The organism is Actinophytocola oryzae, assembly GCF_004364325.1.
Classification (GTDB): Bacteria; Actinomycetota; Actinomycetes; order Mycobacteriales; family Pseudonocardiaceae; genus Actinophytocola; species Actinophytocola oryzae.
This window is the reverse complement of record NZ_SOCP01000004.1, coordinates 155,161-173,535: the sequence shown is the minus strand read 5'-3', so window position 1 is coordinate 173,535 and position 18,375 is coordinate 155,161. Positions and strand designations below refer to the sequence as shown.

The 18,375-nt window shown below is 70.6% G+C and carries 19 protein-coding genes; 16 read left to right on the top strand and 3 right to left on the bottom strand.

Annotated elements, in window-relative coordinates:
- Positions 1–70 precede the first annotated feature (70 nt).
- Positions 71–925 (top strand): glycosyltransferase, encoded by an 855-nt coding sequence (locus CLV71_RS11725; protein WP_133902727.1) that lies wholly within the window; start codon positions 71–73, stop codon positions 923–925.
- A 2-nt stretch (positions 926–927) separates the two neighbouring features.
- On the opposite strand, the gene CLV71_RS11720 is transcribed toward CLV71_RS11725, so the two are convergent.
- On the bottom strand, positions 928–1,641 hold the full coding sequence (locus CLV71_RS11720) for a GAF and ANTAR domain-containing protein (protein ID WP_133902726.1): 714 nt from the start codon (positions 1,639–1,641) through the stop codon (positions 928–930).
- 112 nt (positions 1,642–1,753) lie between these two features.
- On the opposite strand from CLV71_RS11720, the gene CLV71_RS11715 reads away from it, so the two are divergent.
- The 5 genes from CLV71_RS11715 (at position 1,754) to CLV71_RS11695 (ending at position 5,427) form a co-directional block, all read left to right on the top strand.
- On the top strand, positions 1,754–2,116 hold the full coding sequence (locus tag CLV71_RS11715; protein WP_133902725.1) for an anti-sigma factor antagonist: 363 nt from the start codon (positions 1,754–1,756) through the stop codon (positions 2,114–2,116).
- 188 nt (positions 2,117–2,304) lie between these two features.
- Entirely contained in the window at positions 2,305–3,540 is a 1,236-nt protein-coding gene (locus CLV71_RS11710; protein ID WP_133903241.1) for a DUF2252 domain-containing protein, read from the top strand.
- 114 nt (positions 3,541–3,654) lie between these two features.
- Complete coding sequence (locus CLV71_RS11705; RefSeq protein ID WP_243866379.1) at positions 3,655–4,512, top strand: ATP-dependent DNA ligase; 858 nt, start codon at positions 3,655–3,657, stop codon at positions 4,510–4,512.
- A 35-nt stretch (positions 4,513–4,547) separates the two neighbouring features.
- Positions 4,548–5,039 carry a hypothetical protein gene (locus tag CLV71_RS11700; RefSeq protein ID WP_133902724.1) on the top strand — a complete coding sequence of 164 codons (492 nt, stop codon included), beginning with the start codon at positions 4,548–4,550 and terminating at the stop codon, positions 5,037–5,039.
- A gap of 10 nt (positions 5,040–5,049) precedes the next feature.
- On the top strand, positions 5,050–5,427 hold the full coding sequence (locus tag CLV71_RS11695) for an SRPBCC family protein (protein ID WP_133902723.1): 378 nt from the start codon (positions 5,050–5,052) through the stop codon (positions 5,425–5,427).
- Here the strand turns inward: CLV71_RS11695 and CLV71_RS11690 are convergent, their stop codons facing one another.
- Positions 5,428–6,303, bottom strand: coding sequence for an NAD(P)/FAD-dependent oxidoreductase (locus CLV71_RS11690; protein WP_133902722.1), 876 nt, complete (start codon positions 6,301–6,303; stop codon positions 5,428–5,430).
- A 72-nt stretch (positions 6,304–6,375) separates the two neighbouring features.
- On the opposite strand from CLV71_RS11690, the gene CLV71_RS11685 reads away from it, so the two are divergent.
- The 3 genes from CLV71_RS11685 (at position 6,376) to CLV71_RS11675 (ending at position 7,766) form a co-directional block, all read left to right on the top strand.
- Positions 6,376–6,951 (top strand): helix-turn-helix domain-containing protein, encoded by a 576-nt coding sequence (locus tag CLV71_RS11685; RefSeq protein WP_133902721.1) that lies wholly within the window; start codon positions 6,376–6,378, stop codon positions 6,949–6,951.
- 9 nt (positions 6,952–6,960) lie between these two features.
- Positions 6,961–7,455 carry a GNAT family N-acetyltransferase gene (locus CLV71_RS11680; RefSeq protein WP_133902720.1) on the top strand — a complete coding sequence of 165 codons (495 nt, stop codon included), beginning with the start codon at positions 6,961–6,963 and terminating at the stop codon, positions 7,453–7,455.
- 125 nt (positions 7,456–7,580) lie between these two features.
- Positions 7,581–7,766, top strand: coding sequence for a hypothetical protein (locus CLV71_RS11675; protein ID WP_133902719.1), 186 nt, complete (start codon positions 7,581–7,583; stop codon positions 7,764–7,766).
- Between the two features lie 46 nt (positions 7,767–7,812).
- Here the strand turns inward: CLV71_RS11675 and CLV71_RS11670 are convergent, their stop codons facing one another.
- Positions 7,813–8,250 carry a winged helix-turn-helix transcriptional regulator gene (locus CLV71_RS11670; RefSeq protein ID WP_243866378.1) on the bottom strand — a complete coding sequence of 146 codons (438 nt, stop codon included), beginning with the start codon at positions 8,248–8,250 and terminating at the stop codon, positions 7,813–7,815.
- 79 nt (positions 8,251–8,329) lie between these two features.
- Between CLV71_RS11670 and CLV71_RS11665 the strand changes: the two genes are divergently transcribed.
- The 7 genes from CLV71_RS11665 to treZ all read left to right on the top strand — a co-directional run bounded on the left by CLV71_RS11665 (position 8,330) and on the right by treZ (position 18,337).
- Positions 8,330–9,031 (top strand): SDR family oxidoreductase, encoded by a 702-nt coding sequence (locus tag CLV71_RS11665; RefSeq protein ID WP_133902718.1) that lies wholly within the window; start codon positions 8,330–8,332, stop codon positions 9,029–9,031.
- 56 nt (positions 9,032–9,087) lie between these two features.
- Positions 9,088–9,750 (top strand): endonuclease V, encoded by a 663-nt coding sequence (locus tag CLV71_RS11660; RefSeq protein ID WP_424923873.1) that lies wholly within the window; start codon positions 9,088–9,090, stop codon positions 9,748–9,750.
- A gap of 189 nt (positions 9,751–9,939) precedes the next feature.
- Positions 9,940–10,278, top strand: coding sequence for a hypothetical protein (locus CLV71_RS11655; protein ID WP_133902716.1), 339 nt, complete (start codon positions 9,940–9,942; stop codon positions 10,276–10,278).
- A gap of 19 nt (positions 10,279–10,297) precedes the next feature.
- Entirely contained in the window at positions 10,298–12,097 is a 1,800-nt protein-coding gene (gene malQ / locus CLV71_RS11650; RefSeq protein WP_133902715.1) for a 4-alpha-glucanotransferase, read from the top strand.
- Positions 12,098–12,153: 56 nt separating this feature from the next.
- Positions 12,154–14,325 (top strand): glycogen debranching protein GlgX, encoded by a 2,172-nt coding sequence (gene glgX / locus CLV71_RS11645; protein WP_133902714.1) that lies wholly within the window; start codon positions 12,154–12,156, stop codon positions 14,323–14,325.
- Positions 14,322–16,604, top strand: coding sequence for a malto-oligosyltrehalose synthase (gene treY, locus CLV71_RS11640; protein WP_133902713.1), 2,283 nt, complete (start codon positions 14,322–14,324; stop codon positions 16,602–16,604). The genes glgX and treY overlap by 4 nt, the downstream gene beginning before the upstream one ends.
- Positions 16,604–18,337, top strand: coding sequence for a malto-oligosyltrehalose trehalohydrolase (gene treZ, locus CLV71_RS11635; protein ID WP_133902712.1), 1,734 nt, complete (start codon positions 16,604–16,606; stop codon positions 18,335–18,337). The genes treY and treZ overlap by 1 nt, the downstream gene beginning before the upstream one ends.
- Positions 18,338–18,375: the final 38 nt, after the last annotated feature.

The window sequence follows — 18,375 nt, the reverse complement described above, 5'->3', positions numbered from 1 at the left end:
GCGGAGGCCGGGTCACCCGGCTCCACCTCGTCTTGAGTCCACCTCGACCGGCGCGCCCTAGCGTTTCGACATGCACCTCCTCTTCCTCAGCCGGCCCGACCGGGGGCACCTGTACCCGACGCTGCGGCTCGCGGAGGAGCTCGGCCGCCGCGGCCACCAGGTGACCTTCGCGTCCGGCGACCCCTATGTCGACGAGTCCGCCGGTCCCGGCGTGCGGATCCTGCGCTTCGGCCGCAGCGAGCGCGAGTTGCCCGACATGCCGGTCTTCCGGGCACGCGGCCGGGTGGACGCCGTGGTCGCGGACCCGCGGACGGCAGGCGCCGCGACGGAGCTGGGCGGCGGCTGGGGCGTGCCGGTCGTGGTGGCCGGGACGAACCTGCCCGCCGGCTACGACTGGCCCGGCGACCGGTCGCACAGCGCGTACGTGTTCGCACTCCCCGGGCCGCGTGGCGCGGTCCACGACCCGTGGCGCCCGGGTGGCCGCCGGCCGGTGCTGCTGGTCGACGGGCCGCCGATCGGACCGCTGGTCCGCGCCTTCGGCGACAGCGAGTGGCAGGTCGTGGTCGGTGACTCGACCCGGTTCGCGGGCCTGCCGCACGCCGACGTGTTCCTGACCGACGGGCGGCTACCCGCCGTGAGTGCCGCGCTGCGGGCAGGCGTGCCGATGCTCCTCGCGCCGAAGAGCGCGGAGGAGACGGCGAACGCCGAGCAGGTCGTGGCGCTGGGCATCGGCAGGCTCGCCGTGCTGGAGGAGCTGCTCGGCGAGCAGCTGCGGCAGCGGGTCGAATGGCTGCGGACCGACGAGCCGACGCTGGCCACGGCCCGGCGGCTCGCCACGGTGATCGACGCGGCCGGCGCGCCGGACACGGCCGCCGACCACCTCGAGGACCACCTCGGCAAGCCGCCGCTCGCACAGGCCGCCTGAGGTCAGGTCAGCTCCTTGACCAGCGCCTCGAAGCTGCCGTTCTCGTGTGCGTCCACGATCTGTGCCGCGAGGTCGCGGAGCTTGACGTTGTTGTTCTGGGAGAGTCGTTTGAGCAGCTCGAACGCGGTGTCGGAGTCGTAGCCGCGCTCGCGCATGACCAGGCCCTGCGCACGGCCGACGAGCGAGCGGGTACGCAGGGCGGTGCGCAGCTGGGCCACGAGCGCGACGTGGTCGTGGTAGATCGACGCGTTGTCGAAGGCCACCCCGGCGTGCACCGTGAGGAGCAACACGATGTCATAGGACGACTCGCCGAACTGGTCCGCCTGTCGGGACAGGAGGGTGAGGACCGCCGACTCGTCGCCGCGTGTGGACAGCGGGAGCGTCAGGCAGCTGAGGTAGCCGGCGTTGACGAGCTGGGTCGCGAACGACGGCCAGCGCTGGTCGGACACCACGTCGCCGAGCAGCCGGGGCTCCCTGAAGGTGACCGCCTCGACGATCGGGCCGGGCGTCAGCGGGTCGAACCCCAGGTCACCGCTGGAGTGGACGGTCTCGACCCCGGCCGTCGACCGGACCGTGATGAGCGCGTCGTCGCAACCGGGGATCGTCGCCACGATCCGGTTGACGAACTGCGCCGTGCTCGACCCGAAATCGTCGGCCTCGACGAGTCGGGTGATCTCGGCGAGCTCGCTCGCCACGGTCAGGATGTCGTTGGGCATCTCCGGATTCTGAGTGCGCGAGGAGGCCGTGGCAAGACCGCTTGATAGCCTTGCGCAGGTTTTGTCCACGGTTACGAAGTCAGCCGTGTTTCCAGCGTGTGTGGAGGCACCGATGGCTGACGCGTTGCGGAGAAGACCCCTGCTCGACGTGGGGGTAAGACCAGTTGGGGACGGCGTGGCACTGGTGACGGTGTCCGGCGAGGTCGACATCGCCACGGTGCCGTCACTGCGTGCCGTGCTCCTGCCGCAGGCGGCCGACCACGCCGTGCGACTGCTCGTGTGTGACCTGTCCCGGGTGACGTTCTTCGGGTGCAGCGGCGTGACCGCCCTGCTCGACGCGAACGCGGCCCTGACCGCCCGCGGCGCGCGGTTGCGCCTGGTCGCGCAGACCCACGCGGTGCTGCGCCCCCTCGCCGTGACAGGGATGCTGTCCGTGCTCCCGGTCAGCTCGGACGTGCGCGGCACGTTGTTCTAGCTCACCGTCCCAAGTGGACCCGACCGTCGCGCGGCGCCTCCGGCGAACCCTTCTGGCCGACGCGGCCCTTGATCTCCTCTGGCAAGGTTGTCGGTGTGGACGGTGTCTTGGGGTTGATCTCGGAGCGGGGCGAGGACGCGCGGCAGGCGCGGATCGTGGAGGTGCTGGTCGAGGCGTTCGACGAGCTGATGCGTGCCGACCCGGTGGCGTTCCGGCGGAAGTTCCGGAAGATGGCGGCGGCGCCGTTCGCCTTCTACCGGGGCTCGGCGTGCCTGTTCTACGCCGACATGGCCGAGGACACCGACCCGTGGGCCGACGAGCGGACCAGCCGCGTGTGGATCCAGGGCGACCTGCACGCGGAGAACTTCGGCACCTACATGGACTCCTCCGGCACGCTCGTGTTCGACGTGAACGACTTCGACGAGGCCTACCTCGGCTGCTTCACGTGGGACCTGAAGCGGCTCGTGGCGAGCGTCGCGCTGATGGCGTGGAGCAAGGCGATCTCAGACGACGACATCGCGCACCTGATCGGCACCTACCTGAAGGCGTACGTGCGGCAGGTGCGGTCGTTCGCCGACAACCCCGGTGACGAGGGCGTGCGGCTCAACCTCGACAGCACGGAGGGCGTGCTGCACGAGGTGCTCCTGCGGGCCAGGCTGCGCACGCGGATCGACCTGCTCGACTCGATGACGTCGGTCGACGAGTACGAGCGGCGGTTCGCGCACGGCGCGGGCGTCCGGGCGCTGGAGGAGGACGAGCGGGAGCTGGCCTCGGCCGCCTTCGAGTCCTATTTGGACAGCATACCTTCGTCGAAAAGGTTCGGCGGCAACACCTACTTCGTCAAGGACATGGTCGGTCGCAGCGGCTTCGGCATCGGGTCGGCCGGGCTGCCCGCGTACAACGTGCTCGTCGAGGGGCACACCCAGGCGCTGGAGAACGACGTCGTGCTGTCGATGAAACAGGGCAACGTGCCCGCGCCGAGCCGGATCGTCGACGAGGACCGGATCAGGGGGTACTTCGAGAACGAGGGCCACCGGACGGCCGTGTCGCAGCGGGCACTGCAGGCGCACGCCGACCCGTGGCTCGGCCACACCACGGTACGCGACAAGGGTTTCGTGGTCAGCGAGCTTTCGCCGTACTCAAGCGACCTCGACTGGTCCGAGCTCACCGAACCGTCCGAAATGGACCCGGTGCTCGACTACCTCGGCCGTGCCACCGCGAAGATGCACTGCGTCTCGGACTCCGACTCCGAGCAGACGCTCGTCGACTTCCAGAGCGAGGAGGCCATCGCGGCGGTGATCACGGACGACGCGGAGTTCGTCCGGTCGCTGACCGACTTCGCGATGTCCTACGCGCAGCAGACCCGCGATGATCACAAACTCTTCGTGGACGCGTTCCGGGGCGGACGACTTCCCAACGTCTAGAAATCCCAGGTCGGCGGCTTTACGGCGGGTCGCTGTACGGGCCTCACAATGACGGTTTAGAATCCGCAACTCTGGGTATGCAATTTGCACATTCGACGATCACCGAGACGAGAGATGATCGAGCCGCCCGAGTTGATGCTCGCCACCCCGACCGATCGCCGTTTCTCCGACGACGACTGGGTCTTCGAGCGAAAGCTGGACGGCGTGCGCGCCATGTCGATCCGCGACGGCTGGCGGCCACAACTGTGGTCCCGCAACCACAAACGGCTCGACGACGCGTACCCCGAGCTGGCGGAGGCGCTCGCCGCGGCGGGCGGGACCCACTTCATCACCGACGGGGAGATCGTCCGCGACGGGGACACCGTCTTCTACTACCTGTTCGATCTGCTGTCCCTGGGCGGGATCGACCTCACCGGGCGGCCCCTGCGGGAGCGCAAGTCGATCCTGCGCACCGCGTTCCGGTTCGGCGGCGCGCTCCAGTTCGCCGAGCACCGCGACCGCGAGGGCGAGGCGTACTACCGGTACGCGTGCGACCACGGCTGGGAGGGCCTGATCGCCAAGCGTGCCGACTCCCCCTACCGCGGCGGCCGTTCCGCGGACTGGCTCAAGTTCAAGTGCCTGCGTGCCCAGGAGTTCGTCGTCGGCGGGTTCACCGAGCCGCAGGGTTCGCGGGCCGGCTTCGGCGCGCTGATCGTCGGCTACCACGAGGACGGCGTGCTCCGCTACGCGGGAAAGGTCGGCACCGGCTACGACCACGCGACCCTGCGTGAGTTACGTGCCCGCATGGACGCCATGGCGCAGGAGGAGTCCCCGTTCGTGGACAAGGTGCCGGAGCCGACCGCGCACTGGATCCGCCCCGAGCTGGTCGTGCAGGTCGGCTTCAGCGAGTGGACCCGCGAGGGCAGGCTGCGCCATCCGCGCTTCGGCGGGATGCGCACCGACAAGCCGCCCATCGAGGTCGTGCGCGAATGACGTTTGTCCGGTGCGTCGGGCGGTAACCCGTACGCATGCGAGAGTTCGAGAGAAGTGGCCCGCGTGCCGACGGCGCGGCGGTCGTGTGGGCAGGTCTCGAGGACGGTCCGGCGCTGGTCGTGGTCGACCCGGCGGGCGCCGCGAAGCACGACCTGCCACCCACCTGGCACAAGCTCACAGATCGGTTCCAGGTGGCGTGGTGCAGGACCCCCGCCAGCTCGCTCGAGGAGCTGGAGGACGTGCTCGAGACGCTCTCGGAGCGTGACGTCCGGGCGACTCTCGTGGCGAGCGGTGAGGCGTGCCAGGTGGCCATCGCCATGGCACGCCAGTTCACGCACATCGTCGCCTCGGTGCTGCTGGTCGACCCCGTCGACGGGGACACGGCCTCGCTCTCCGGAACCGGGGTCGAGGTACGTGTGGTCGCACTCAGCCACGCGGGCCCGAGCGACCGCGTGGAGGCACCGCTGCCGCTCGGCCACCCCGAGGTGGTCGACGGCGTGGTGGCCGCGCTCGCCGGCACTACGTGAGGGGTTGACGGTGACCACGTTCGAACGGTCGGTCGAGGTGAGGGTGCCGCTGCGGGCCGCGTACCACCAGTGGACCCGGTTCGAGTCCTACCCCCGGTTCCTGGCGGGCGTGGACTCGATCGTGCGGACCGCCCCGACCAGGATCCACTGGCACACCGTGATCGGCGAGTTCGACGCCGAGATCATCGAGCAGCACCCGGACGAGCGGGTCGCGTGGCGCACCGTCAACGGCCCCCGCCACGTCGCGGCGGTGACGTTCCACCGCATCGACGACCAGACCACCCGGGTGTGCCTGCGGCTGAAGTACGCGCCGGGTGTCTCCCACCTCCCGGACGACCTGCGGCCCTTCAAGACGTTCATCGAGGGGTTGAACCAGGGGTTGAACTAGTCACGCCTCGAAGATCAGGTCGTGGTTGATCTGCACCGCCGCGGTCGCGCCCGCGCCCGCCGAGCTGATCAGCTGCGCCCTCGGGTCGACGACGTTGCCCGCCGCCCACACACCCTCGACGCTCGTGCGGCCGGCCGAGTCCGCCTTCACCCAGCCCTGGTCGTCCAGGTCGCAGCCGAGGTCCCTCAGCAGGGTGTCCCTCGGCACGAACACCGGGTTCACGAACACCGCCGAGCGCTCGACCGTCCGGCCGTCGGCCAGGTCGACGCCGGTGAGCCGCCCGTCCGTGACGGCCAGCCCGGTGACCTTGCCCGCCTCGACCGCGATCCCGCGCTTCGCCAGCTGCGCGGCCTCGTCGGCGGTCGGCGTGTAGTCGCCGGGGAAGAGCACCACGTCCGGCGCCCACTCCCGCAGCATCACGGCCTTCATCACGCCCATCGGCCCGTCCGCGACGACCCCGACCCGGTCGTCGCGGACCTCGTAGCCGTGGCAGTACGGGCAGAAGTGCACCTGGTCGCCCCACAGCTCAGCCACTCCGGGCAGGTCCGGCAGCTCGTCCCGGATACCGGCCGTGACCAGCAGCTTCCTGGCCCGGAGCACCGTGCCGGACTCAAGGGTCACCGCGAAGCCGGGGACGGCGGAGACGACCCGGTCGGACAGGATCTCCACGCCGTAGCCGGTCACCTCCGCGCGACCGAGCCGCAGCAGCTCCCCCGGCGGCACGCCGTCCCTGGTCAGGAACCCGTGCGACTCGTGTGCCGCCGCGTTGCGGGGCTCCCCCGAGTCGACCACGACCACCTTCCGCCGCGCCCGCCCCAGCACCAGCGCCGCGGACAACCCCGTCGGACCTCCACCCACGATCACCACGTCGTACATCGACGATCACCTCCACGGCCAGAATGGGACGCTTTCCCTGCGCCGACAACATTCGTTGCCGATACTGGGAACATGACCGAAGCCGTCGCGAACGCGCTCGCCGAGGTGGGTCCCCGCCTGCGGCGCCTGCGCACCCAACGCAACGTCACGCTGGTGGAGCTGTCGGAGGCGACCGGCATCTCGAAGAGCACCCTGTCGCGCCTGGAGTCCGGCCAGCGCAAGCCCAGCCTCGAGCTGCTGCTGCCGATCTCGATCGCCCACCAGGTCCCGCTCGACGAACTGGTCGGCGCCCCGAAGGTGGGCGACCCCCGCGTCCGGTTGGAGCCGGTGAAGCAGGGCGACCGCACGATCGTGCCCCTGACCAGGCAGCCGGGTGGGCTGCAGGCGTACAAGATGATCATTCCGGCAGGCCGCCCGGCCGAGCAGCGCAGCCACGAGGGCTACGAGTGGCTCTACGTCCTGGCCGGCCGCGCCCGCCTGCTGCTCGCCGACCACGACATCACGCTGCAACCCGGCGAGGCCGCCGAGTTCGACACCCGCCTGCCCCACTGGTTCGGCTCCGCCGACGACCACCCGGTGGAGATCCTCAGCCTGTTCGGCAAGCAGGGCGAGAAAATGCATGTCCGGGCCAGGCCCGCGAAAAGGTAGCGTGCCGCCATGCCATGGCTGCCCGACGACTTCACGCACCCGACGACGGTGCCCGTCACGGACGGTTTCCACCTGCGCCCCATCCGGGCGGCCGACACGGAGATCGACTACCCCGCGGTGATGGGCTCGCGTGAACGGCTGTGGGGCCTCTTCGGCCCCGCGTGGGGCTGGCCCGACGCGACCATGACCCTCGAGGAGGACCGCGCCGACCTCGCCCGGCACGAGCGCGAGATCGCGGCGCACGAGTCGTTCAACTACGCCCTGCTCGACCAGGCCGAGACCGCGTTGTTCGGCTGCGTGTACATCGACCCGCCGGAGAAGGCCGGCGCGGACGCGGAGATCAGCTGGTGGGTGGTCGACTCGCACGTCGGCACGCCGCTCGAGGAAGCGCTCGACAGCCTGGTGCCACGCTGGGTCGGCCACGCCTGGCCGTTCACCCGGCCGAGGTACGTCGGTAGGGACCTCAGCTGGCCGGAATGGCTCGCCCTACCCCCTTACTCGTAGGTTCCCGGGGCCCTCAGGGGGTGGGGTAAGGCCACTCGCACGTGATCGTCCGATGCCCGGGTGCCCGCCTCAGCACGAACCTTCTCCATGTCGGCGAAACCAGCCGGCCGGACGAGGAGAAGGACATGAACAACCTCAGCCAGGAAGTCGTCACCGCCGAGATCAACTACCGGCTGGAGCGCGCACGGGCCGCCGCTCTCGCCAAGGAGGCCCGGGCGGCCACCCGGCGCGACCACCCGTCGCGGCTGCGCCGCTGGCTCACGCGTCCCGACCGCACCCCGGTCCGCCGCGTGACCCCGGCCCTCCCGTGAGCCCTGACTCGCCGCGAGTCCCACCGAACGAGGGACTCGCGGCGTCTCACGTCGGATAGGCGGCGGTGCGGACGAACCGCACGTCGTCGGCCGGGACCTCCCGCCCCGACTCGTCGACGAAGGCCACGTGCAGCGGCCGGTCGGCCACCGACCTGCGGAGCACGGTCGGGCCGAGCGAGTACGGACGGTGCTCGTCACCCCACTGCTGCAGCGCGCCGAGCACGACGCGCAGGTCGAGACCCGCCTTCGTCATGTGGTACTCGTGCCGCGTCCGCTTCCCCTCCTCCCGGTAGGGCCGCCGCTCCAGCACTCCCGCCTCGACCAGCGTGTTCAGCCGGTTCGTCAGGATGTCGGGTGCCACCCCGAGCGTGGCGCGGAAGTCGGCGAAGCGGGTCGTCCCGGACAGCGCCTCACGCACCACCAGGAACGTCCACCGCTCCCCGAGCACCTCCAGGGTTCGAGCGATCGAGCACGGCGTCTCCATGACGTCCATCATACCTCTGGATTGGAAAACCAAACTCATGCTAGCTTGGAAATACCAATCCAGACATGAGGAGCACGAGATGCAGATCAACGGCGCGACCGCCCTCGTCACCGGCGCCAACCGGGGCCTCGGCCGCCGCATCGCCGCGGCACTGCTCGACCGCGGTGCGGCCAGGGTGTACGCCGCCGCCCGCAGGCCCGAGTCCGTCGACCTGCCGGGCGTCGTCCCGGTCCGGCTCGACATCACCGACCCCGCGCAGGTCGCCGCGGCCGCCGACCTGGCCGCCGACGTCGACCTCCTGATCAACAACGCCGGCTCCGGCACGCACGCGTCGCTGGTCGCGGGCGACCTCGCCGACATCAGGCTGGAGATGGACACCCACTACTTCGGCACGCTGTCGATGGCACGCGCGTTCGCTCCCGTCCTCGCCGGGAACGGCGGCGGCGCGCTCGTCAACGTGCTGTCCGTCCTGTCGTGGTTCTCCTCGCCGCTCTCCGACGCCTACTCCGCGGCCAAGGCCGCCGAGCTGTCCCTCACCAACGCGCTGCGCGTGCGCCTCGCCGACCAGAAGACGCAGGTCACGGCCCTGCACGTGGGTTACATGGACACCGACATGGCCGCGCACGTGGACGTCCAGAAGAGCGACCCCGCGGTCATCGCGAACCTGCTGCTCGACGGCGTCGACGCGGGTCAGCCGGAGGTCGTCGCCGACGACATCTCCCGCACCGTCCGTGCCGCGCTGTCGGGTCCGCTGTCCGCGCTCTACCCGGAAGTGGCCTGAGGCGACGCGCCCTTCGGTAGCCTCCCGCTGATGCCGCGCGAGAACCGATCCGTCCCGTGAAGGTGCCGTCCTCGGTCGAGGAGGCCGTGGCACTGCAGGTCGCGCTCGCGCCGTCCGTCGTCACCACGCCGCCGCCGGACTTCGCTCCCCGCACCGCCACCGGCCTCGACGTGGCGTACGCGACGGACTCCCCGCTCGTGGCCGCCGCAGTCGTGACCGTGGAGGTGGCGACGGGCGAGGTCCTGGAGTCGGCGACGGCGGTGGGCGAGGCCGGTTTCCCTTACGTGCCGGGGTTGTTCGCCTTCCGTGAGCTACCGACACTGCTCGAGGCGCTCGGCGGGCTGAGCGTGGCGCCGGAGCTGCTGGTGGCGGACGGGCACGGCCTGTGCCACCCCCGCCGCTTCGGTCTGGCCTGCCACCTCGGCGTGGAGACGGGCCTGCCGACGTTCGGCGTGGCCAAGACCCCGATCGGGGAGTACGAGGCACCGGCCGACACCCGCGGCGCACGCACCCCGCTGGTCGACGGCGGCGAGGAGGTCGGCGCGGCAGTTCGGACCCAGCCACGCGTGAAACCGGTTTTCGTGTCCGTCGGCCACAGAATCGATCTGGACACGGCGTGTGCGCTGTCGCTCACCCTCGCACCGCGTTTCCGGTTGCCGGAGACGACCCGGCAGGCCGATCACCTGTCGCGCCGGACACTGCGAAACCACGCGGCATAACACAGTTTTGGCAGCCTCGCATGTTGGCGACCCGCCAACGGGACGTGAGCGTTAACTCTTTGTGTCTCGCACAAAACCTTTGTTTCCGCACTGTGCTGAGGCCCGCCGAAGTGCGAGGATCGGAAACGTTGGGTTTTCCGTGGGACCGGAAGGGGCCCTGTCGGTATCCAACCAAGTTGGAGGGTCTCGGTGACCAAGCAGCAGCTGTCCGTGCAGTCCGCAAGACGTGTGACTCCTATTCAGAAACGTCCGTTACCCCTGCCCGGTGAGCGCCTTCGCCGGGCCGTGGACTCCGTGCTCGCCGGCCTGACCGACGAAGCCGACCTGTCCCGCCTCGACGACGCTCTCCGCGCCGGTCTCGCCTGGACGGCCGCCGCCGGGGAGACGTGCCGGGTCGCGCCCGCCGTTCGCCAGGTGCGCGACGCCCGCGCCAGTCTTCGCCACGCCGACGCGGACCACGCCAGGTCCGCGCTGCTCGCCGCGCGCGAGGACCTGCACCACGTGCCCAACCAGCGCGCGTCTGTCTGAGCGCTGACATCCTTACCGGATGGATCCACAGCTGAGTGCGCTCGCTCGTGCGCGCGGAGTTGCCACCTGGTATGAGAACGCCGACCGCCAACGTGTCGAGGTGGCGGAGGACGTCGTACGCGCGGTACTCGACGAGATGGGGCCGCCCACTCCGTCGACGACCCAGGTCGTCACGGAGGGCCCCGACACTCCCCCGATCGGGTATCACCAGCTCGATGACGGTCAGGAGCTGATCGTCACACCGCGTCGGCTGCCTGCCGTCACCCCGGCATGGGGCTGGATGCTGCAGCTGTACGCGCTCCACTCGAAGGACTCCTGGGGCATCGGTGACTACGCGGACCTCCGCGAGTTCACGCGGCTCTCCGGCGCGGGCGTGGTGCTGGTCAACCCGGTGCAGGCCATCACGCCGGCACTGCCCGTGCGCAGGTCGCCGTACTCGCCGTCGAGCCGCCGGTTCGCCAACCCCGTCTACCTGCGGGTCACGGAGACAGACGAGTTCACGCGGGTGGACGCGGCGACCCGCGAGGCCGTGCTGGCGCTCGCGCCGCCGAGCACCGACCTGATCGACTACGACGCCGTCTGGACCGCGAAGCTCGCGGCACTCGAGCTGCTCTGGCCGGGCGTCCACGAGCCCATGCCGGACGACCTGCGCGACTTCGCCACGTTCTGCGCCATCGCCGAGCGCCACGGCGGCGACTGGCGCGAGTGGCCCACGCCCCTGCGCCGCCCGGACACCGCGGCGGTCGTGCACACCGAACTGGCCGACCGCATCGCCTTCCACGCCTGGCTGCAGCGGCTCTGCGAGCAGCAGCTCACCGACCTCCGCGCGAGGACCGACGCGAGGATCGTCCACGACCTGCCCGTCGGCGTGGACCCCTCTGGCGCGGACGCCTGGGCGCTGCAGGACGTGCTGGCCCCACGCGTCCGGGTCGGCGCGCCGCCGGATGCGTTCAGCCAGCTCGGCCAGGACTGGAACCTGCCGCCGTGGCGACCCGACCGGCTCGCGGCAACCGGCTACCGGCCCTTCCGCGACGTCATCCGGAGTGTGCTGCGCCACGCCGACGGCATCCGCGTCGACCACATCGCGGGGCTGTTCCGGCTGTGGTGGATCCCCCCGGGCAGGCCTGCCAACGAGGGCACGTACGTGTACTACGACGCCGACGCCATGCTCGGCATCCTGGCGCTGGAGGCGCACCTGGCAGGCGCGATGGTGGTCGGCGAGGACCTCGGCACCGTGCCGGAGGCGGTCACCGACGCCATGCACGCCCGCGGCGTGCTCAGCTCGTCGGTCCTGTACTTCGAGCGGGACTACGACGCGCCGGGCCAGCCGCTGCTGGCGCCCAAGGACTGGCCGGTCGAGGCCATGGCCAGCATCTCGACGCACGACCTGCCGACGACGGCAGGCTTCCTGCGTGGCGAGAACGTGCGAGTCAGGGCCGAGCTGGGCCTGGTCGTGGACGCCGACGGCGAGTACGCGCGGGCCGCCGAGGCCAGGGACGAGATGCTCGTCGCGCTGTCCGAGCACGGCCTGCTGCCGCCGAACCCGTCCGATGACGAGCTGGTCGTGGCGCTGCACCGGCTGCTGGCCACCTCCGCCAGCCGACTGTTGCTCACGTCACCCCAGGACGCGGTCGGCGAGCTGCGCCAGCCGAACCTGCCGGGAACGGTCGATGAGTACCCGAACTGGCGAATACCGCTACCCGTCAGTGTGGAGGAGCTGCTGGCCGACCCCCGTGTCCAGGCCGCCACAGCTGCTCTGCGTGAAGCACGGCCGAGTGGGTATCACACTGTCGACGGTCCCGTTGGCGGTAGCGCGTGAGCCCCTGCGCTCTACGGTGGTAGCCGACGATCAACCCGCCCCGACGAGGAGCACGCGTGCAGCCCTGGCCTGGTTCCCCCTACCCGCTCGGCGCCACCTATGACGGTGCCGGCACGAACTTCGCGTTGTTCTCCGAGGTGGGGACGTTCGTGGAACTGTGCCTGTTCGACGAGGACGGCAGGGAGGAACGCATCCGACTGCCCGAGGTGGACGGCTTCGTCCACCACGGTTACCTGCTGAACGTCAACCCGGGACAGCGCTACGGCTTCCGCGTGCACGGCCCGTACGAGCCAGAACAGGGCAAACGGAACAACCCGAACAAGCTGCTGCTCGACCCGTACGCGAAGGCGGTCAGCGGCCGGGTCGACTGGGACCAGGCCGTGTTCGGCTACGACTTCGGCGACCCCGACTCGCGCAACGACGACGACTCGGCAGGCCACACGATGCTGGGCGTGGTGGTCAACCCGTTCTTCGACTGGGCGAACGACCGCCCGCCGAACACCCCCTACAACGAGTCGGTGATCTACGAGGCGCACGTCCGCGGCCTCACGATGCGCCACCCGGATATCCCCGCCGAGCTGCGCGGCACGTACGCGGGCATCGGCCACCCCGCGATGATCGACTACCTGAACACGCTGGGTGTCACGGCCATCGAGCTGATGCCGGTGCACCAGTTCCTGCACGACCACGGCCTCACCGAGAACGGCCTGCGCAACTACTGGGGCTACAACACGATCGCGTTCTTCGCACCGCACGACGAGTACGCGAGCCGCACCGACGCCGGCGGCCAGGTCCAGGAGTTCAAGGCGATGGTCCGGGCCCTGCACGAGGCGGGCATCGAGGTCATCCTCGACGTGGTCTACAACCACACCGCGGAGGGCAACCACCTCGGCCCGACCCTGTCCATGCGTGGCATCGACAACGACGCGTACTACCGGCTCGTCGAGGACGACAAGCGGTACTACATGGACTACACGGGCACGGGCAACTCGCTCAACGTCCGCAACCCGCACACGCTGCAGCTGATCATGGACTCGCTGCGGTACTGGGTGCTCGACATGCACGTCGACGGCTTCCGCTTCGACCTCGCGGCCACCCTGGCGCGTGAGTTCTACGACGTGGACCGCCTGTCGACGTTCTTCGACCTCGTGCAGCAGGACCCGGTGATCAGCCAGGTGAAGCTGATCGCCGAGCCGTGGGACGTCGGTCCCGGCGGCTACCAGGTCGGCAACTTCCCGCCGCTGTGGACGGAGTGGAACGGCAAGTTCCGCGACACGGTCCGTGACTTCTGGCGTGGCGAGCCCGCCACGCTGGGTGAGTTCGCGTCCCGCATCACCGGCTCGTCGGACCTATACCAGGACGACGGCCGCCGCCCGTACGCGTCGATCAACTTCGTGACCGCGCACGACGGCTTCACGATGAACGACCTGGTGTCGTACAACGACAAGCACAACGACGCCAACGGTGAGAACAACCGGGACGGCGCGAACGACAACCGCTCGTGGAACTGCGGCACCGAGGGTCCGACCGACGACGAGAAGATCAACGAGCTGCGTGCCCGCCAGCGCCGCAACCTCATCGCCACCCTGCTGCTGTCCCAGGGTGTCCCGATGATCCTGCACGGCGACGAGCTGGGCCGCACCCAGCACGGCAACAACAACGCCTACTGCCAGGACAACGAGCTGTCCTGGGTGGACTGGACGCTGCTCGAGCAGAACGGCGACCTGGTCGACTTCACCGCGGCCGTGGTCGAGTTCCGCCACAGCCACCCCGTGTTCCGCCGCCGCCGGTTCTTCCAGGGCCGCCCGATCCGCAAGAGCGAGGAGCTGCGCGACATCGCGTGGTTCACCCCCGCGGGCGAGGAGATGTCCGAACAGGACTGGGAGTCCGGCTTCGGCCGCTCGATCATGGTCTTCCTGAACGGCGACGGGATCCAGGACCTCGACCGACGGGGCGAGCTGGTGCGCGACGACTCGTTCCTGCTGTGCTTCAACGCACACGACGGCGACATCGGCATGCGGCTGCCCGAGGGCGGCTACGGCAGCGAGTGGTCGGTCGTGCTCGACACCCACACCGGCGAGGTCTTCGCGGAGTCGGGCAGCGGTGTCATAGTGGGCGTGGTCACCGGCGACTCGCCGGTCGGCGCACGCACGATCCCGGCGGGCCAGGAGCTGACGATCCCCGCCAGGTCGCTGATCGTGCTGCTGCGTACGAGGATAGACGCGTGACGCCAACGTCCACGTACCGTCTGCAGATCAACCCGGGCTTCGACCTGACCGCCGCGGCGTCCACGGTGGACTACCTGTCCCGGCTCGGCGCGGGTGCGGTCTACACCTCGCCGCTGCTGACCGCGGCCCCCGGTTCGACGCACGGCTACGACGTCGTCGACCCGACCAGGGCGTCGCCGGAGCTGGGCGGCGAACCCGCGCGGGTCGAGCTGATGTCCCGTGCCCGCGCGGCGGGCATGGGGGTGGTGGTGGACATCGTCCCCAACCACATGTCCGTCGCGGTGCCCGCCGCGAACCCGTGGTGGTGGGACGTGCTGCGCCAGGGCCGGTCCTCGCCGTACGCGTCGTACTTCGACATCGACTGGTCCCGGGGCAGGATCGTGCTGCCCGTGCTCGGCTCGGACTCCCTGTCCGACCTGAAGGTCGATGGCGACCGCCTGACCTACTTCGAGCACGAGTTCCCCATCGCGCCGGGTACCTCGGGCGGCACCCCGCAGGAGGTCCACGACCGCCAGCACTACCGGCTGGCGTGGTGGCGCACGGGGAACGCGGAGCTGAACTACCGCCGCTTCTTCGACATCACCACGCTGGCCGGCGTGCGGGTGGAGGACCCGGAGGTCTTCGAGGCGACCCACCGCGAGGTGCTGCGGTGGGTCCGCTCCGGCGACGTGACGGGCCTGCGGATCGACCACCCGGACGGCCTGTCCGACCCGGGCGGCTACCTGCGCCGCCTGCGTGCGGAGGCGCCGGAAACCTGGCTCGTGACCGAGAAGATCCTGGCCCCCGACGAGCCGCTGCCCGCGTCCTGGCCTGCCGAGGGCACCACGGGCTACGACGCGCTCCGCGAGATCTGCGGCCTGTTCGTCGCCCCGGAGGGCGCGGCCCCGCTGGCCGAGCTGGCGCAGGACCTCGGCCTCCAGCCGATCGGCAGTCCCGCACCGAGCCTGCACCTCGTCGAGGAGACCTGCAGGCGCCTGGTCACGCAGACCTCGCTCGTCGCGGAGATGCGGCGGATCGCGGCACTCGCCGACGTGCCGCCCGACGCCGTCGCGGAGATCATGATCGCCTTCCCGGTCTACCGGTCCTACCTCCCCGAGGGCCTCGACGACTGGACCGCTGCCGTCGCCACGGCACGGCAGAAGGTCCCCGACCTCGCCCACCACGTCGACACCGTCGACCGTGCCGTCCGCGCCGACCCGCACGGCGAGCTGGCCACCCGCGTGCAGCAGACCTCCGGCATGGTCGTCGCGAAGGGCGTCGAGGACACCGCCTTCTACCGGTGGACCCCGTTCATCGCGCTCAACGAGGTCGGCGGCGCCCCGGACCGCTGCGGGGTCACCCCGACCGAGTTCCACACGCGTGCCTCGGCCCGCGAGGCGGCCTACCCGGCCACCATGACCGCACTGTCCACCCACGACACCAAGCGTGCCGAGGACGTCCGCGCCCGCCTGGCCGTCCTGTCCGAGATCCCGGACCGGTGGGCCGAGCACGTCACCCGCTGGTCGGCCACCCACGGGATCGACGAGCCCTCGCTCAACCTCCTCGCCTGGCAGACCGTCGTGGGTGCCTGGCCGATCTCCGCCGACCGCCTGCGCGGCTACCTCGACAAGGCCGCCAAGGAAGGCAAGGTCCGCACGTCCTGGGTCGACCACGACGAGGAGTTCGAGGCGGCCGTCAACGCCTGGCCGGACCGGGTGATCACCGAGCTCGGCGACGAGATCGAGTCCTTCGTCGACGGCATCAGGAACGCGGGCTGGGCCAACGCGCTCGGCCAGAAGATCGTCCAGCTCGCCGGCCCCGGGGTCCCGGACGTCTACCAGGGCACCGAGCTGTGGGACCTGTCCCTCGTGGACCCGGACAACCGCAGGCCGGTCGACTTCGTGCTCCGCGAGGAGCTGTTGACCCGCCTGGAGACCGGCTGGCTCCCCGACGTCGACGACACGGGTGCGGTCAAGCTCCACGTCGTCCGCCAGGTGCTGCGCCTGCGCCGTGACCGGCCCGACCTGTTCACCGGCTACCGGCCGCTGCGTGCGCAGGGGCCCGGCGCCGACCACGTCGTCGCGTTCTGCCGCCGCCCGGAGCTGGTCGTCGTGGCCACCCGGCTGCCGATGTCGCTCGACGGCTGGGCCGACACGGTCCTCCCGCTGCCCTCGGGCCCCGGCAACTGGCGCGACCTGCTCACGGACACGACCGTCGACACCGGCATCGAGCCGCGGCGCGCCACGCTCGCAGGCCTGCTGTCCCGCTACCCCGTCGCGCTGCTGCAGCGAGGAGACTGATGAACGACGAGCGGTTCTCGGTGTGGGCGCCGGAACGCGACCGGGTGCGGCTCGCCGTCGGTCCGTCCGTCCACGACATGACCCGCGACGAGCGCGGCTGGTGGCACGCGGAGGTGCCCGGCACCGGCGACGGCACCGACTACGCGTTCCTGCTCGACGACGACGAGACCCCGCTGCCGGACCCGCGCTCGCGCTGGCAGCCCGCAGGCGTGCACGGCCCGTCGCGGCGCTACTCGCACGACGCGTTCGACTGGACCGACGACGGCTGGACCGGGCGCCGGCTCGCGGGCGGCGTGGTCTACGAGCTGCACATCGGCACGTTCACCGAGCAGGGCACGTTCAACGCCGCGCTCGAGCACCTCGACCACCTGGTCGAGCTGGGTGTCGACTTCGTGGAGGTGCTGCCCGTCAACGCCTTCGACGGCACGACGGGCTGGGGCTACGACGGCGTGTCGTGGGGCGCGGTGCACGAGCCCTACGGCGGCCCGGACGCGTTCAAGCGCTTCGTCGACGCCTGCCACGCCCGAGACCTCGCGGTGCTGCTGGACGTGGTCTACAACCACCTGGGCCCGTCCGGCGCGTACCTGGACCGCTTCGCCCCGTACTTCGCGGGCCAGACGATCTGGGGTCCCGCGCTGAACCTGGACGGTCCGCTGTCGGACGAGGTCCGCGCGTACGTGCTGGACAACGCGCTGAGCTGGCTGCGGGACTACCACCTCGACGGTCTGCGCCTGGACGCCGTGCACGCGTTGGCGGACCGGCGTGCCACGCACGTCCTCGAGGAGCTGGCGTCCGAGGTGGACGCCCTGTCGGCGGCCCTTCGCAGGCCGCTGTCGCTGATCGCCGAGTCCGACCTGAACGACCCGAAGCTGGTGACGCCCCGCGAGGCGGGTGGCTACGGCCTGGAAGCCCAGTGGTGCGACGACCTCCACCACGCGCTGCACGTGGCGCTGACCGGGGAGGTGGACGGCTACTACACGGACTTCGGCGCCCCCGGCGCGCTCGCGACGACGCTGCGGCAGGCGTTCTTCCACGCGGGCACGTGGTCGTCGTTCCGCAGGCGTGTGCACGGACGTCCCGTCGACACCCACCGAACGTCCGGCCACCGTTTCCTCGCCTACCTGCAGAACCACGACCAGATCGGCAACCGGGCACAGGGCGACCGGCTGACCGCGACGATCTCCCCGCAACGCCAGCTGTGCGGCGCGGCGATCGTGCTGTGCTCCCCCTACACACCCATGTTGTTCATGGGTGAGGAGTGGGCGGCCAGCTCGCCGTGGCAGTTCTTCGCGTCGTTCGAGGACCCCCAACTGGCCGCCGCGGTCCGTGACGGCCGCCGTTCGGAGTTCGCCGAACACGGCTGGGGCGCCGCGGAGGTCCCCGACCCCATGGACGTGGCCACCGTGGTCCGCAGCACGCTGCCGTGGGCGGAGCTGACCGACCCGGCCCACCGCACGGTCTACGAGTCCTACCGCGAGCTGATCTCGTTGCGCCGCAGGCATCCCGAGCTGTCCGACCCGCGCATGGACCAGTTCACGGTGACGCAGGGCGACGGCTGGCTCGTGCTGCACCGAGGTGCCCTGCGGGTGCTGGTGAACCTGGGCAAGACCGCGGCCGAGATCGACGTCGCCGTCCGGGAGGTCCTCTTCGGACAGCCGGAGCTGCACGACGAGACGGTGACGCTGGCCCCGGACACGGTGGCGGTCGTCCGGGTGCCCCCTGGAAAGCACTGAAGGACTCCTTCCTTACGCCCAGCGTTAGGAAGGAGTCC